The following is a 14,954-nucleotide window of genomic DNA, read 5'->3' as shown; positions in this document are numbered from 1 at the left end:
ATCCCTCGGACACGTTCTTCCGATCCTCGTAGCTGATCGTCCCCCCTGGCTCCGGCAGCCTAGGGCACGAAGCGCCAAACGTCGTACCCCTGCGCATTGCTGCTCGCTTCATTGCATGACGCGGCAGAAAAGTGCAAGAATGATCACCGTTCGAGCTAGATCGCGCAGAAAGGGAGACGTCGTGACGCAGCGGAAGCCGGTGTCGGACCGGCCCGGCACCGGGATGGCCGCGGACATCGCCGAACAGCCGGCCGGCTACGCCCGGCTGCTGCAGCCGGCGTACGCCGACCCGATCGCCGAGGTGGCGGCGGCCATCGCCGGCCGCCGCCCACGCCACGTGGTGTTCACCGCCCGGGGCACCTCGGACCACGCCGCGCTGTACGCCGCGTACCTGAGCGAGATCCGGCTCGGGCTGCCCGCCGGGCTGGCCTCACCGAGCGCCGTGACCCTGTTCGGTGCCCGCCCCGACCTGCGGGCCGCGCTCGTCGTCGGGGTCAGCCAGAGTGGCGGCTCGCCGGATCTCGCCGAGGTGCTGGCGGTGGCCCGGGAGCAGGGCGCGCTGACCGTCGCGGTGACCAACACCCCCGAATCGCCGCTGGCCGCCGCCGCCGAGCTCACCGTCGACATCGCCGCCGGTCACGAACGGGCGGTCGCCGCCACCAAGACGTACACCGCCGAGCTGCTCGCCCTGTTGATGCTGGTCGAGGGGATCCGCGCCGGCGACGGGGCACTGCCGCCCGACGAGCGGGCCGCCCTCGACGCCCTGCCCGGGCTCGCCGACCGGGTGCTGGCCGATCCCACCGCCGCCGAGCTGGCCCCGCGCTACCGGTTCGCCGCCCGGCTGGTCACCACCGGGCGCGGGTACGGCTACCCGACCGCGCGGGAGACCGCCCTGAAACTGATGGAGACGTCGTACCTGCCGGCGCTGGCCTTCTCCGGAGCCGACCTGCTGCACGGCCCCCTGGCGATGACCGACCCCGACGTGCCGGTGCTCGCCGTGGTCGGCTCCGGGCCCGGTGGCACCGCCATGCGCGACGTGCTGCGCCGGCTCGGCGAGCGGCGGGCCGACGTACTCGCCATCGGGGCCGGCGCCGCCGCCATCGGGGCCGGCCCGACCGGCCCGGCTGCGGTGATCGGGGTGCCCGACGTCGACGAGCGGTACGCGCCGCTGCTGGACATCCTGCCCGCGCAGCAGTTGGCCCTGGCCCTCGCGCTGGCCCGGGGCGAGGACCCGGACGCGCCCCGTGGGCTGGCCAAGGTGACCTCCACCCGGTGACGGCTGTGCCCGCCCCGCCGACGCATGGCAGGCTACGAGGGTGTCCACCCTGCGTGATCTCGTCGAGGAGCACACCTCCCTGGGGCCGGTCGACATCGACCACCTGCACCGGCTCGCCGGGGAGTGGCAGCTGCTCTCCGACCTGTCCTTCGCTGACCTGCTGCTCTGGGTGCCGGTCGACGCCGACGGCTCGTTCCTGTGCGTGGCCCAGGTCCGGCCCACCACGGCGCCGACCGCCTACCAGGACGACCAGGTCGGGCGGACGGTGGACGGCCCGGAGGTGGCGCACCTGACCATCGCGTACGACCAGGGTCGGATCTGGCGCGAGGGCGACCCGGTCTGGTACGGCAACACGCCGGCCCGGCACGAGGCGATGCCGGTCCGGATGCGCCCGGCCGCCGGCGAGACCGGGCGGGTGATCGCGGTGGTCGGCCGGGACACCAACCTGTCCACCGCCCGCACTCCCAGCCAGCTCGAACTGAACTACCTGACCACCGCCGACGACCTCGCCCAGATGGTCGCCGACGGCACCTTCCCGCCGGCCCGGCACCCGGGGGAGACCACCTCGGCGCCCCGGGTCGGCGACGGGCTGATCCGGCTGGACGCCAGCGGCAAGACCACGTACGCCAGCCCGAACGCCCAGTCGGCGTTCCGCCGCCTCGGCTTCTCCGCCCACCTGGTCGGTGAGGACCTCGCCGCGCTGTGCCACCGGCTCGCCGACGACCCGCTGGAGGGCACCGACGCGGCCAACCGGATGCTGGCCGCGCTGCGCGGCGAGGCGCCGGCCCGCAAGGAGATCGAGGCCCGTGGCGCCACCATGCTCACCCGGGCGCTGCCGTTGATGCCGGCCGGCGTGCCGATCGGCGCGCTGGTGCTGGTCCGCGACATCACCGAGGTACGCCGCCGGGACCGGGCGCTGATCACCAAGGACGCCACCATCCGGGAGATCCACCACCGGGTGAAGAACAACCTGCAGACGGTGGCGGCACTGCTGCGGCTGCAGGCCCGTCGGGTGGAGCAGCCGGCGGCGCGGGCGGCCCTGGAGGAGTCGGTACGCCGCGTCGCCTCGATCGCCCTGGTGCACGAGACCCTCGCCATGTCCAGCGACGAGGCGGTCGAGTTCGACGGCATCCTGGACCGGGTGGCCAGCGCCGCGACCGAGGTGGCCGCCACCGAGGTCGAGGTGGTGATGCGCCGGGAGGGCACGTTCGGGGTACTGCCGGCGGAGATCGCCACCTCGCTGGTGATGGTGCTCAACGAACTGCTGCTCAACGCGGTCGAGCACGGCTTCCCGCCGGCCGACGAGGGCGCCGGGGCGTTGCCGCCGGCCGCCGAGGTGGTGGTGACGGTGCACCGGTTCCGCAAGCAGTTGCACGTGACGGTGGTGGACAACGGTCGGGGCCTGCCGGCGGACTTCGACGCGACCGCGGGCGGCCGGCTCGGCCTGCAGATCGTGCGGGCCCTGGCCACCGGCGAGCTGCGCGGCACCATCGAGCTGCGCAACCGGGCGGGCGGCGGCACCGAGGCGGTGCTGGTGGTCCCGCTGGCCCGCAGGTGATTTCTGGCCCCGCCGGGCGCGGGTGAGCCGGCCCACAGCTCGCCCGTCATGTGGGACGTTGGCTACGGTGCGCTGGTCTGACCGGTACGGATGTGGCAACATTCATGCCATGACCGCTGCCGTTGAGCGCCGCTTCGTGGCCCGCCGCCACGTCGATTACGGTCGCGTCCGCAGCGCCATCTGTCCGGCTAACTGAGGCACGCCCGACCTTTTTGTGTTCCGGGCGGCATTCCGCGCCGGCCTTCTCTCTGGCCCCGTCGTCGACGGCGCAGGCGCCCGTGCCGCCCACCGAGATCGACCCGCAGACACGGAGGACGCCGCGATGGCGCGCAGCAGCACCCCGACCCGACCCGGCCGCCGGCGCGGCGAGGGGCAGTGGGCGCTCGGGCACCGCGAGCCGCTCAACCCCAACGAGCGGACCAAGAAGGACGACGATCCGCTCAATGTGCGGGCCCGGATCGAAACCATCTACGCCCACCAGGGCTTCGCCTCGATCGACCCGGCCGACCTGCGCGGCCGGTTTCGCTGGTGGGGCCTGTACACCCAGCGCAAGGCGGGCATCGACGGCGGGCGCACCGCCGTGCTGGAGCCGCACGAGCTGGAGGACGAGTACTTCATGCTCCGGGTGCGCATCGACGGCGGCCAGCTGAACCTGGCCCAGTTGCGCACCATCGCCGACATCTCGCAGCGGTACGCCCGGGACACCGCCGACGTCACCGACCGGCAGAACATCCAGCTGCACTGGATCCGGGTCGAGGACATGCCGGCGATCTGGAAGGCCCTGGAGGATGTCGGGCTGGAGACCACCGAGGCGTGCGGCGACTGCCCGCGGATCGTGCTCGGCAGCCCGGTCGCCGGCGTCGCCGCCGCCGAGAAGATCGACCCCACCCCGGCGATCGACGAGATCGTCCGCCGGTACGTGGGCAGCAAGGAGTTCTCCAACCTGCCCCGTAAGTTCAAGTCGTCGATCTCCTGGCTGGCCGACACGCCGTACGAGGTCAACGACATCTCGTTCGTCGGCGTCGACCACCCCGACCACGGCCCCGGGTTCGACCTGTGGGTCGGCGGTGGGCTGTCCACCAACCCGATGATCGCCCAGCGGCTCGGCGTCTGGGTGCCGCTGGCCGAGGTGCCCGACGTGTGGGCCGGCGTGGTCGGCATCTTCCGCGACTACGGCTACCGCCGGCTGCGGCACCGGGCCCGGCTGAAGTTCCTGGTCGCCGACTGGGGCACGGAGAAGTTCCGCGAGGTGCTGGAGAAGGAGTACCTGGGTCGGACCCTGCTGGACGGGCCGGCTCCGGAGCTGCCGGCCAAGCCGATCGACCACATCGGGGTGCACCCGCAGGCTGACGGCCGCCGCTACGTCGGCGTCGCCCCGGTGGTCGGGCGGGTCTCCGGCAGCCAGCTCGCCGCCCTGGCCGACCTGGCCGCCGAGCACGGCTCGGACCGGGTACGGCTCACCCCGTACCAGAAACTGCTGGTGCTCGACGTCGCCCCGGAGCGGGTCGAGTCGCTGGTCACCGGGATGCGCGCGATCGGCCTGGAAGCCCGGCCGTCCACCTGGCGGCGCGGCACGATGGCCTGCACCGGGATCGAGTTCTGCAAGCTGGCCATCGTCGAGACCAAGCGGCGCGGCGAGGAGCTGGTGGCTCACCTGGAGCAGCGGCTGGCCTCGGCCGGTCTCGCCGAGGACGCCGACATCTCGATCCACATCAACGGCTGCCCGAACGCCTGCGCCCGCACCCAGGTCGCCGACATCGGGCTCAAGGGCCAGCTGGTCGTCGGGCCGGACGGCCAGCAGGTCGAGGGGTACCAGATCCATCTCGGCGGTGGCCTGGGCATGGCCCAGGGGCAGACCGCCGGCTTCGGGCGCAAGGTGCGGGGTCTCAAGACCACCGCCGACGAGCTGCCCGAGTACGTCGAACGCGTGGTCCGCCGCTACCTGGCCGGCCGTACCGACGGCGAGACGTTCGCCAGGTGGGTCGTCCGGGCCGACGAGGAGGAGTTGCGATGAACGAGCGAGGTGAGGTGCGGTGAGCACCGAGACACGCGCGGCACCGCTCTACTGCCCGTACTGCGGGGAGGAGAACCTCCGCCCGCACGCCGACGCGCACACCGCCTGGGAGTGCCACGCCTGCGCCCGGGTCTTCACCGTCCGGTTCACCGGACTGCTGGCCCGCAAGGGGGTGTCCCGATGAGCCCGGTGCTCGCCGCGGACCTGAACCTGATTCGGCTCGGTTCGGCCGCTGACCAACCACCTACCCGACGCAGCCCGGCCGAGCTGCGGGCCCTCGCCGAACACGCCGGCCGGGAGCTGGACGGCGCTCCGGCCGAGGAGGTCGCCCGGTGGGCGGTGCGGACCTTCGGCGACCGGTTCTGCGTGACCAGTTCGATGGCGGACGGGGTGTTGGCGCACCTGGTCTCCCGGGTGGCGCCCGGCGTCGACGTGGTCTTCCTCGACACCGGCCTGCACTTCCCGGAGACGCTGCGGGTCCGCGACCAGGTGGCCGCGACCATGCCGGTGAACCTCCGGTCGATCCGGCCCCGGATGACCGTCGGCCAGCAGGACGGCGAGTTCGGTCCGCGGCTGTTCAACCGGGCCCCCGACGAGTGCTGTGCGCTGCGCAAGGTCGAGCCGTTGGAACGGGCACTCGGCGACTACGACGCCTGGGCCGCCGGGCTGCGCCGTGACGAGTCGCCGACCAGGGCGAACACTCCGGTGGTCGGGTTCGACGCCCGACGCGGCCGGGTCAAGGTCAATCCGATCGCGGCGTGGACCCAGGCGGACGTGGACGCCTACGTGTCCCGGTGGAACATCCCGGTCAACGAGCTGTTCAAGCAGGGTTACACCTCGATCGGCTGCTGGCCGTGCACCCGGCGTACCACCGCCGGCGAGGACCCACGGGCCGGCCGCTGGGCGATGTTCGAGAAGACCGAGTGCGGCCTGCACGGATGACCGGGCCGATCGTGCTGGTGGCGCACGGCAGCCGGGACCCGCGGGCGGCGACGGCGACCCGGGCGCTGGTCCGGGCGGTCGCTGCGGCCCGGCCGGGGGCCGACGTCCGGGCCGCCTACCTGGACCACGCCGGTCCACGTCCCGGGGCGGTGCTGGCCGACCTGCAGGCTGCCGGCTATCCGGCGGCGACGGTGGTGCCGCTGCTGCTGACCGAGGCGTTCCACGGCCGGGTGGACGTTCCCGAGGTGGTGCGGGCCGCGTACCGGGACGGGTTGCGAATGCCGGTGACGACGACGCAGGTGCTCGGCCCGTCGGTCGGCTCCGGCGAGGTGGACCCGCTGTTGACCGCCGGGCTGCGGCGGCGACTCGCCGAGGCCGGCGCCGGCTGGGACGCTGTGGTGCTGGCCGCCGCCGGCACCCGGTCGGCTCCGGCCCGGCAGACGGTGGCGGTGGCCGCGGCGGCGTTCGGCGCCGAGGTCGGGGTGCCGTGTGTCGAAGGCTTCGCGTCGGCGGCGCCGCCGACTGCGGGGGCGGCGGTCGAGACCCTGCGTGCGGCGGGTGCCCGGCGCGTCGCGGTGGCCGCGTACTTCCTGGCACCCGGCCTGCTCTACGACACGGCGGTGGCGTCGGCCCGGCAGGCCGGCTCGGTCTGTGCGGCGGCACCGCTGGCCGGCGCGCCGGAACTGGCCCGGCTGGTGCTGCACCGGGTCGACCGGGCCGCACCGGTGCTGGTCTGAGCGGGCTGCCGCGTACCGTGGCGGTTGCCGGTCTGAGGTTGCCGCAGTGCAATGTACGACGGCGCCCCGGAGTTCAGCTCCGGGGCGCCGTACGGACGTCGCTTGGTGGTCGGGTGGGTCAGGCAGTTTGAGCGCGCAGGACGCGCAGTCCGCCGCGACGCTTGACGGCGCGCCGCTCCTCTTCGCTCATCCCGCCCCAGACGCCAGCGTCCTGTCCGGACTCCAGCGCCCACTGCAGGCACTGGTCGGTCACGGAGCAGCGCCGGCAGACAGCCTTGGCCTGCTCGACCTGCAGGATCGCGGGGCCGGACGTCCCGATCGGGAAGAACAGCTCCGGGTCCTCGTCGCGGCAGACAGCATGGTGACGCCAGTCCATGGCGGCAACACTCCTCATTCTGGATCGGTGGCGGTAAATGCTCCGGTCTTTCTTTATGCGCCCGCGCAGTCGGCCACAACGGATTGCATCCGTCGGATCGGCAGCGCGTGAGCAGGCGTAAGCCTGTGGAACGTTGCTCCTAGCTGCCGCGTGGCGAGCGCATCCAGGCAACGTCCCGGGTGAATCGGTCCGCTTGTGAATACTTTCACGAACCCCTGCGATGTCAAGAGCAGCGCTCAGAAAAAGTCCAATCGGGTGAGCAACGTCACGACCCATTTGTCCGTTTTCTGACGCTCACCGACACCCGGAGTGCGACAGTCAAGAATCAATGTAGTACGGTCCGCCCCGCAGTGCAGGCATTTCAGCTACGTGTCTTCCGCGCCTCTGGTCACGCTCTGCAGTCGAAGCTCGGTTACGGAGCGTGTCAGAAGACCACTCGCAAGGCCTCTCGGACCGCCGTGAAACGGACTCTGAGCCGCTCTCCGAGATAATCGCCGTCGAGTTGGAAGGCCTGCGGCTGTGTTGCGGATAGCGTAAATTCGGACAAATCGTGTAGGCGGACTAGTTGGCGTCCGCGTGGATCCGGTCGGCTGGCGGCGACCTGGGCCAAAGTGCGGGTGGTGCTCGGTACGTGCAATTGGCGAAGCGCCATCACGTCCAGGCCGAGATCGAAGGACGCCTCCGGATTCGGATTGATCGCCCGTTCACCGATGAAGGTCCACGGCGCGGTGTTCTGGACCACGACGGTGGCGAGTTCGGCCGCCACCGGCTCGCCGGCCCGCTCCAACCGGATCGCCGGATGCCGCCGGTCCATGCCGATGAAGAACTCGCTGACCATCGACCGGAGATAGAGCCCGACGGTGGACCGGCGCCCGCGCAGCCGGGCCCGCTCGACCTGCCGGATCACCGCCGCGTCCAGCCCCAGGCCGGCGCAGAAGGTGAAGTACCGGTCGTCGGCCCGGCCCAGACCGACGGTACGGAACCGTCCGGTCCGCAGACCCTCCAGCAGTACGCTCGTCGCCTCCGGCCACTGCGGCGGCAGCCCCACCGCACGGGCGAAGACGTTCGTCGAGCCGAGCGGCACCACCGCCAGCGCCGGCAACCGGTCTGCTGCCGCACCTGGCAGCGTCTCCACCGCCGGCGCGGACGTCATCAGGCCGTTGACGGCCTCGTTCACGGTGCCGTCGCCGCCCAGCGTGACCACCACGTCGAAGCCGTCCTCGGCGGCCGCCCGGGCCAGTGCGACGGCATGCCCGCGCCGGTGGGTGGACGCCACCGACAGGTCGACTTCGCTGCGCAACGCCCGGACGATCACGTCCCGGGTGCGCTCGCTGGTGGTGGTGGCCTTCGGATTGACCACCAAGAGGGCCCGCATGGCCGGCACTTTATCGCGAGCCGGCGCGGGTATCGTGACGCCCGTGACCATCGACGCACAGCCCACCCCGGTGACGCTGCGGTGGGCGGTGCGGTCGCTGGCCGGGGAGGCGGTGGCCGTGGGGCTGGTCGCCGGCTATCTCGCGTACCAGGATCTCACCAGCACCGCGACCGACCTCGCCTCGGCGCTGATCGTCACCGGGTTCGCCGTCGGCGGTGCGGTGCTGCTGGCGGTGCTGGCCCGTGCGGTGGCCCGCCGCCGTAGCGCGGCCCGGGCACCGGCCATCGTCGCGCAGTTGATGCTGCTCCCGGTCGGCTACTACATGATCGTCGGCGGCCTGGCCTGGCTCGGCGTACCGTTGATCGGGCTGGGGCTGGTGGTGACCGCGCTGCTGGTGGCCCCGCCGACGACCCGGGCCTTCGGGCTGGAGTGACCAACCGAACACCGGCGGGACGGCCGCCGGTGGAGAACTCCTGCGGGGTCAGCGGCCGCCGGACCGGCGGGTGAGCAGTCTGATGCTGGCCTGGCCGCTGCTGGCGGTCGCCGTCGCCGACGTGGTCAGCGCCCGGAGCACCTTCCAGGCGAAGGAGGACTCCGGTGGCAGCCGGGCACCGCGTACCGTCGCGACGGCGACCTCGACGGTCAGCGCGTCGTCGGTCACCGAGAACCGGCACTGCAGGTCGGCGTCGCGGGTGGCGACGGCGAGCAGCATGGCGCAGGCCTCGTCGACCGCGATCCGCAGATCCTCGATCTCGTCCAGCGCGAAGTGCAGGCGTGCGGCCAGCCCGGCCGTCGCGGTACGCAGCACGCTCAGGTAGCCACCGTCGGCAGGCACGGTGAGCAGCACCACGTCGTCGTCGACGGTCGGCTCGGATTGTGTGACCAGCGAACTCATCCCGGATACCCCCGCGTGGACTCTACCGGTTGACGTCTATCCCTGCGGTGTCATCCGGAGCGATTCGTCGTCCGACCGAGCCGGGCGGGGTGGTGCGCGGCACCTACCACGGCCGCGGCGGGGTGCCCCGTGCCCGGCGGACCCGTCCGGCCGGTGCGCACCGCGCACCGGCCGGACCGGCGGATCACGCCTGCTTGGTCTCCCAGAAGATCTTCGCGATCTCGTCGATCTTGACCAGCAGCTCGTCCGCCTTGGCCGGGTCGACCGACGCCTTGGTCCCGCCGCCGCCACCGGCGAGCTTGGTCGCCTCGTTGAACAGCTGGTGCAGCTGCGGGTACTTCTCGAAGTGCGGCGGCTTGAAGTAGTCGGTCCAGAGCACCCACAGGTGGTGCTTGACCAACTCGGAGCGCTGCTCCTTGATGATCAGCGCCCGGGTGCGGAACTCCGGGTCGGTGTTCGCCTGGTACTTCTCCGCGATCGCCTTGATGGATTCGGCCTCGATCCGGGCCTGCGCCGGGTCGTAGACGCCACAGGGCAGGTCGCAGTGGGCGCTGACCACCGTGCGCGGAGTAAACATGCGTAGAAGTCGCATCAGGACCCTCCGTGTGTTGGCCGGCGGCACGATCGCCGGCACGCGTAAGCTGGAGGATGATCCTCCCTGCCGACCCTATCGCGCATCGGGCTCGCTGACCTGGCGGGAGGTGCAAGTGCTTTCACCACTGTTCGCCGTGCTCGTGCACGGACCGTCGATGGCCCCCACCTTGCGGCACGGCGACGCGCTGCTGGTCCGCCGGGGCGGGCGGGCGGTCCGCCCGGGGGACGTGGTGGTCGCCACCTTCCGGTCCCGTCCCGGACTGCTGGTGGTCAAACGAGCGGTACGGGCCGAGTCCGGCGGCTGGTGGTTGCGCGGGGACAACGATCTGGTCACTGACGACTCGCGCGCCTTCGGGGTGGCCGACGTGCGCGGCCGGGTGCTGTGCCGCTACTGGCCGCAGCCACGCCGGGTGGGCCCGGGGCACCGACTGCGGTGAACCACTTCGCGGTAAACCGCGCTGTGTGACACTATGCTCGACACGGAATTCGGGTGACCCCCGCAGCGCCTCGCCGGTCAACGCTGACCTCGCGCCGAGCCGGCGGCGATCTATCACGCTCAACGGCTCTGGAGTCACCATGTCTACTGTGGCAATTTCTGACCCGGTCTTCGACCTGCATCGGGGCGGCAAGATGGCGATCACGCCCACCGTCGCGCTGGCCGACCGGGACGACCTTTCACTCGCGTACACCCCCGGGGTGGCCCGGGTGTGCGAGGCGATCGCCGCCGACCCGACCCTGGTCGACGACTACACCTGGGTGTCGCACACGGTCGCGGTGGTCACCGACGGCACCGCGGTGCTCGGCCTCGGTGACATCGGCCCACGCGCCGCGATGCCCGTCATGGAGGGCAAGGCGGTGCTGTTCAAACAGTTCGGCGACGTCGACGCGGTGCCGATCTGCCTGGACACCCGGGACATCGACGCGATCGTGGCGACGGTTACCGCCCTGGCACCGTCGTTCGGCGGGATCAACCTGGAGGACATCAGCGCGCCACGCTGCTTCGAGATCGAGCGCCGTCTCGACGAGGCGCTGCCGATCCCGGTCTTCCACGACGACCAGCACGGCACCGCGATCGTGGTGCTGGCCGCCCTGCGCAACGCGGTCGCCCTGCTGGACCGCAAGCTCGGCGACCTGCGGGTGGTGGTCAGCGGTGCCGGCGCGGCCGGGGTCGCGGTGACCCGGATGCTGATCGCCGGCGGCGTCGACCCGGCGAAGACCGTGGTCTGCGACTCCCGCGGCATCATCCACTCCGACCGGGCGGACCTCACCGACGTCAAGGCCGAGTTGGCCGCGATGACCGCCGCCTGCGCCGGTGGTATCGCCGACGCGCTGGTCGGCGCCGACGTGCTGATCGGCCTCTCCGGCGGGCAGATCGACGAATCGGCGGTCGCCGGCATGGCACCCGGCGGGATCGTCTTCGCGCTGGCCAACCCGACGCCGGAGATCCACCCGGAGATCGCCCACCGGTACGCCGCCCTGGTGGCCACCGGCCGCAGCGACTTCCCCAATCAGATCAACAACGTGCTGGCCTTCCCCGGCGTGTTCCGGGGTGCCCTGGACGCGGGTGCCACCCGGATCACCGAGGGGATGAAGGTGGCCGCCGCCGACGCGATCGCCGGCGTCGTGGCCGACCTGCTGCAACCGGAGGCGTTCGTGCCGTCGGCACTCGACCCTCGGGTCGCGCCGGCGGTCGCCGCGGCGGTCGCCGCCGCCGCCCGCCGCGACGGCGTCGCCCGCCGCTGACCTGTGGTGCCGGCCGGACACATGCGCGCCGGCCGGCGCCACGGCTGCTAGCGTGCGGGACATGCGAGCTGTCTTCGCCTCGACCGTCGACGCCGACGACCCGCTTGCCGCGCTGCGCGTCGGTGAGCTGCCCGAACCGGACCTGCCCGCCCCGGACTGGACGGTGGTCGAGGTCCGGGCAAGCTCTCTCAACCACCACGACCTGTGGTCGCTGCGCGGCGTCGGGCTGCCCGCCGACCGGCTGCCGATGATCCTCGGCTGTGACGCCGCCGGGGTCGACGACGCCGGCAACGAGGTCGTCGTCTACCCGGTGGTACCCGACCCGGCGGACCCGCGCGGCATGTCGATCCTGTCCGAGCGCTACCCGGGCACGTTCGCCGCCCGGGTAGCGGTGCCCCGGTCGAACCTGATCCCGAAACCCGCCGAGCTGAGCTTTACCGAGGCGGCGTGCCTGCCCACCGCCTGGCTGACCGCGTACCGGATGCTGAGCACCCGGGGCCGGGCCGACCAGGCCGAGTCGGTGCTGGTCCAGGGGGCGGGCGGTGGGGTGGCGACCGCGGCCGTGGTGCTGGCCGTCGCGTTGGGCAAGCGGGTCTACGCGACCAGCCGGGGCGCGGACAAGCGGGAGCGGATCGCCGCGCTCGGTGCCACCGCCCTGGCGCCGGGCAGCCGACTACCGGAACGGGTCGACGTGGTGATCGAGACCGTCGGTGCGGCCACCTTCGATCATTCGATGAAGTCCGCCGCGCCCGGTGCCCGGATCGTCGTCTCGGGTGCCACCAGCGGCCATCTGCCCGCCGTCGACCTGCGCCGGGTGTTCGCCATGCAGCTGGAGATCCTCGGCACCTCGATGGGCACCCCCGACGAGCTGCGGGACCTGCTGGCGCTGTGCGCGCAGCGGGGCATCCGGCCGGTCGTCGACACCGAGTACGCCTTCAGCGAGGTGCGCGACGCCTTCGCCCGGCTGCACACCGGCCGCACGTTCGGCAAGCTGGTGCTCGACCACCGGCGCTGACCAGCCGCGCGACCGATGCCGTACCCCCCGGGCCGGGTCAGAGCTGGTCGTCGAAGACGGCGATGCCGGCCGGCGGGTCGTCGGCCAGCCGCTGCCGGGCGGCGTCGTCGCCGTACAGCGTCCACCGCAGGAAGTCGGTGCTGGTGCCGAGCACCACGTCGTACGCCGGGTTGCCGGGCCGTAGCAGCGACTGACCGTGGTCGCCGTCGGGCAGGCTCAGCATCGCCTTCGGCCACGGCACCCGGTCGTACGCCGCCTTGCCCGACGCGTACGACACCACCTCGTCCAGCTCGCCGTGGATGAACAGCTGCGGCGCGGCGGCACCGCTGAACGCCGTACCGACGCCGAGCGCGCTGCCGGCCAGCACGACGCCGGCGTCCAGCCGGTCGTCGCGGGCGGCGGTGAACAGCCCGACGGTGGTGATGCCACCGGCCGAATGCCCGGCGGCGGCGACCCGTTCCACGTCGAGCCGGCCAGCGAACTCGTCACCGGCGCGGCCGTCGAGCGCCAGCAGTTCGTCCAGTACGTGCGACGCGTCCGCCGGCTGGTTGAGCACGTCCAGCGCGTTGCCGCCGGAGCCACCCTGGCTGGTGAACGGGTAGGTCGGGGCGGCGACGACGAACCCGGCCGCCGCCCACTCGGACAGCACCGTACGGTAGTCGGCCGGCTCGCCGCCGAGGCCGTGGCTGAACAGCACCACCGGGTACGGGCCGTCCCCGCCGGCCGGATACCAGACGGTGACCGGCAGCGGCCGGTCACCTCGGTTCAGATCGAGGGTGCGGGTCCCGACGTCGAGTCGCCGCGTCGGTGCCGGTCGGCCGGGCCGCTGGTCGGGCTGCGCCGACGTCGGGTCGGGCTGTCCCGCCGGCGCAGCGGTCTGCGTCGCCGTCGGGGCATCGGCCACCGGGCCGGGGGCGGCGGCGGTGCCGCAGCCGGCCAGCGAGGTGATGAGCAGACCGACGGTGAGCAGGCCGGCTACCGCCGGACGGAAGTCACGCATTGGACGATTGTTACCGGCATCCGTCGGGTCGACCACCGGCATCCGTCGGGTCGACCACCGGCTCGCGCCGGCCGGTCGTGGCAGCGTCCGGCCGACTTCGCTAGGGTCTTCGTCATGTCTGACGAGTACGTCGATCCGAGCGGCAACACCGAGGCCTTCCGGGCCTTCCAGACCTCGCCGCAGCCGGTCGCCGACCAGCCGTCCCGGCTGCCGCTGATCATCGGTGTCGCGGTCGCGGTGGTGATCGTGGCCGCGATCGCCCTCTGGCTGGTGCTCTGAGCTTCTCCGCTCAACCCGGTCGGCCGGGGGGTCAGCCGTCGGTCAGCACCGCCCGCGTCTGACTGGCGATCTCGTACTCCTCGTCGGTGGGGACCACCCACACCTGCACCGGCGTGCCGTCCGGGGAGATCATCCGCTCGCCTCGGCCCTCGTCGTTGCGCCGCGCGTCGACCTGGACACCGATCCGGTCGAGCCCGGCCAGCGACGCCGACCGCACCGGGGCGGCGTTCTCGCCGACCCCGGCGGTGAAGACGATCGCGTCGACCCGACCGAGCAGCGCGTGGTACCCGCCGACGTAGAACCGGATCCGGGCACAGTAGATGTCAAAGGCGAGCCGGGCCGCCGGATCCCCGGCGGCGCGGCGGCGGAGCACCTCACGCATGTCACCGGCCCCGGTCAGCCCGACCAGGCCGCTGCGCTGGTTGAGTAGCCGGTCGACATCGGCGGTCGACCAGCCGGCCACTCGTTCCAGGTGGAACACCACCGCCGGGTCCAGGTCGCCACTGCGGGTGCCCATCACCAGACCTTCCAACGGTGACAGCCCCATCGAGGTGGCCACGCTGCGGCCGCCGGCCACCGCACAGGCGCTGGCCCCGTTGCCCAGGTGCAGGGTGATCACATCGACGTCGGTCGGTGCCCGGCCGAGCAGCGTGGCGGCCCGCCGGGACACGTACGCGTGCGAGGTGCCGTGGAACCCGTACCGGCGGATGCCGTACCGCTGCGCGGTGTCGACGTCGATCGCGTAGCTGGCCTGCTCCGGCGGCAGGGTGCGGTGGAAGGCGGTGTCGAAGACCGCGACCTGCGGCACACCCGGCAGCAGCCGGCGGGCCTGGGCGATCCCGGTCAGGTTGGCCGGGTTGTGCAGCGGAGCGAGCGGCACCAGCCGTTCGATCTCGGCGACCACCTGGTCGGTGATCAGCGTCGGCTCGGCGAACCGGACACCGCCGTGCACCACCCGGTGCCCGACCCCGCCGAGCCCGGTCAGGTCGACCCGTTCGGCCATCAGCCGCAGCGCGGCCGCGTGGTCGGCCGGCCCGCCCCCGGGCTCGCCGATCCGCTCCACGGTGCCCTTGTCGACCCCCCGGTCACCGTCGAAGAGCTGGTACTTCAGCGACGACGAGCCGCAGTTGAGCACCAGGATCCGGGCCAC

At 72.5% G+C, this 14,954-nt stretch carries 17 protein-coding genes; 11 read left to right on the top strand and 6 right to left on the bottom strand.

Annotated features, from left to right (window positions below; translation table 11 throughout):
* The first annotated feature begins 223 nt into the window (after window positions 1-223).
* The 6 genes from EDC02_RS27305 to EDC02_RS27285 all read left to right on the top strand — a co-directional run bounded on the left by EDC02_RS27305 (window position 224) and on the right by EDC02_RS27285 (window position 6,527).
* The gene (locus EDC02_RS27305) at window positions 224-1,276 is read left to right on the top strand and encodes an SIS domain-containing protein (protein WP_123607141.1); all 1,053 of its coding nucleotides are present in this window, start codon (window positions 224-226) and stop codon (window positions 1,274-1,276) included.
* A gap of 40 nt (window positions 1,277-1,316) precedes the next feature.
* Window positions 1,317-2,834 carry a sensor histidine kinase gene (locus tag EDC02_RS27300; protein WP_123605234.1) on the top strand — a complete coding sequence of 506 codons (1,518 nt, stop codon included), beginning with the start codon at window positions 1,317-1,319 and terminating at the stop codon, window positions 2,832-2,834.
* 322 nt (window positions 2,835-3,156) lie between these two features.
* Window positions 3,157-4,848 (top strand): nitrite/sulfite reductase, encoded by a 1,692-nt coding sequence (locus EDC02_RS27295; RefSeq protein ID WP_123605233.1) that lies wholly within the window; start codon window positions 3,157-3,159, stop codon window positions 4,846-4,848.
* Between the two features lie 19 nt (window positions 4,849-4,867).
* Window positions 4,868-5,032 (top strand): hypothetical protein, encoded by a 165-nt coding sequence (locus EDC02_RS41020; RefSeq protein WP_199757930.1) that lies wholly within the window; start codon window positions 4,868-4,870, stop codon window positions 5,030-5,032.
* A complete protein-coding gene (locus EDC02_RS27290; RefSeq protein WP_123605232.1) occupies window positions 5,029-5,790 on the top strand; it encodes a phosphoadenylyl-sulfate reductase in 762 nt (253 codons plus the stop codon). The genes EDC02_RS41020 and EDC02_RS27290 overlap by 4 nt, the downstream gene beginning before the upstream one ends.
* Window positions 5,772-6,527 (top strand): sirohydrochlorin chelatase, encoded by a 756-nt coding sequence (locus EDC02_RS27285; RefSeq protein ID WP_123605231.1) that lies wholly within the window; start codon window positions 5,772-5,774, stop codon window positions 6,525-6,527. The genes EDC02_RS27290 and EDC02_RS27285 overlap by 19 nt, the downstream gene beginning before the upstream one ends.
* A gap of 118 nt (window positions 6,528-6,645) precedes the next feature.
* On the opposite strand, the gene EDC02_RS27280 is transcribed toward EDC02_RS27285, so the two are convergent.
* Together EDC02_RS27280 and EDC02_RS27275 are read right to left on the bottom strand one after the other, a co-directional pair.
* Window positions 6,646-6,903 carry a WhiB family transcriptional regulator gene (locus EDC02_RS27280; RefSeq protein WP_123605230.1) on the bottom strand — a complete coding sequence of 86 codons (258 nt, stop codon included), beginning with the start codon at window positions 6,901-6,903 and terminating at the stop codon, window positions 6,646-6,648.
* 424 nt (window positions 6,904-7,327) lie between these two features.
* A complete protein-coding gene (locus EDC02_RS27275; protein WP_123605229.1) occupies window positions 7,328-8,278 on the bottom strand; it encodes a diacylglycerol kinase family protein in 951 nt (316 codons plus the stop codon).
* On the opposite strand from EDC02_RS27275, the gene EDC02_RS27270 reads away from it, so the two are divergent.
* Complete coding sequence (locus tag EDC02_RS27270; RefSeq protein ID WP_233606463.1) at window positions 8,277-8,711, top strand: hypothetical protein; 435 nt, start codon at window positions 8,277-8,279, stop codon at window positions 8,709-8,711. The genes EDC02_RS27275 and EDC02_RS27270 overlap by 2 nt on opposite strands.
* Window positions 8,712-8,759: 48 nt before the next feature.
* On the opposite strand, the gene EDC02_RS27265 is transcribed toward EDC02_RS27270, so the two are convergent.
* Together EDC02_RS27265 and sodN are read right to left on the bottom strand one after the other, a co-directional pair.
* Window positions 8,760-9,173, bottom strand: a complete 414-nt coding sequence (locus tag EDC02_RS27265; protein WP_123605227.1) for an ATP-binding protein — start codon at window positions 9,171-9,173, stop codon at window positions 8,760-8,762.
* A gap of 184 nt (window positions 9,174-9,357) precedes the next feature.
* A complete protein-coding gene (gene sodN, locus EDC02_RS27260; protein ID WP_123605226.1) occupies window positions 9,358-9,765 on the bottom strand; it encodes a superoxide dismutase, Ni in 408 nt (135 codons plus the stop codon).
* Between the two features lie 94 nt (window positions 9,766-9,859).
* Here sodN and EDC02_RS27255 point away from each other — a divergent pair, with 94 nt between their 5' ends.
* The 3 genes from EDC02_RS27255 (at window position 9,860) to EDC02_RS27245 (ending at window position 12,525) form a co-directional block, all read left to right on the top strand.
* A complete protein-coding gene (locus EDC02_RS27255) occupies window positions 9,860-10,204 on the top strand; it encodes a S24/S26 family peptidase (protein WP_370461610.1) in 345 nt (114 codons plus the stop codon).
* 139 nt (window positions 10,205-10,343) lie between these two features.
* Window positions 10,344-11,510, top strand: coding sequence for an NADP-dependent malic enzyme (locus EDC02_RS27250; RefSeq protein ID WP_123605224.1), 1,167 nt, complete (start codon window positions 10,344-10,346; stop codon window positions 11,508-11,510).
* Between the two features lie 61 nt (window positions 11,511-11,571).
* On the top strand, window positions 11,572-12,525 hold the full coding sequence (locus EDC02_RS27245; protein ID WP_123605223.1) for a zinc-binding dehydrogenase: 954 nt from the start codon (window positions 11,572-11,574) through the stop codon (window positions 12,523-12,525).
* A gap of 37 nt (window positions 12,526-12,562) precedes the next feature.
* Here the strand turns inward: EDC02_RS27245 and EDC02_RS27240 are convergent, their stop codons facing one another.
* On the bottom strand, window positions 12,563-13,525 hold the full coding sequence (locus tag EDC02_RS27240; protein WP_123605222.1) for a chlorophyllase: 963 nt from the start codon (window positions 13,523-13,525) through the stop codon (window positions 12,563-12,565).
* A gap of 114 nt (window positions 13,526-13,639) precedes the next feature.
* Here EDC02_RS27240 and EDC02_RS41015 point away from each other — a divergent pair, with 114 nt between their 5' ends.
* Window positions 13,640-13,804: a hypothetical protein gene (locus EDC02_RS41015; RefSeq protein WP_199757928.1), complete on the top strand. Its 165-nt coding sequence runs from the start codon at window positions 13,640-13,642 to the stop codon at window positions 13,802-13,804.
* Between the two features lie 31 nt (window positions 13,805-13,835).
* On the opposite strand, the gene EDC02_RS27235 is transcribed toward EDC02_RS41015, so the two are convergent.
* Entirely contained in the window at window positions 13,836-14,954 is a 1,119-nt protein-coding gene (locus EDC02_RS27235; protein ID WP_123607140.1) for an acetate/propionate family kinase, read from the bottom strand.

This window comes from Micromonospora sp. Llam0 (genome assembly GCF_003751085.1).
GTDB lineage: Bacteria > Actinomycetota > Actinomycetes > Mycobacteriales > Micromonosporaceae > Micromonospora_E.
The sequence above is the reverse complement of the archived record's forward strand: the minus strand, read 5'-3'. Positions and strand labels throughout refer to the sequence as shown.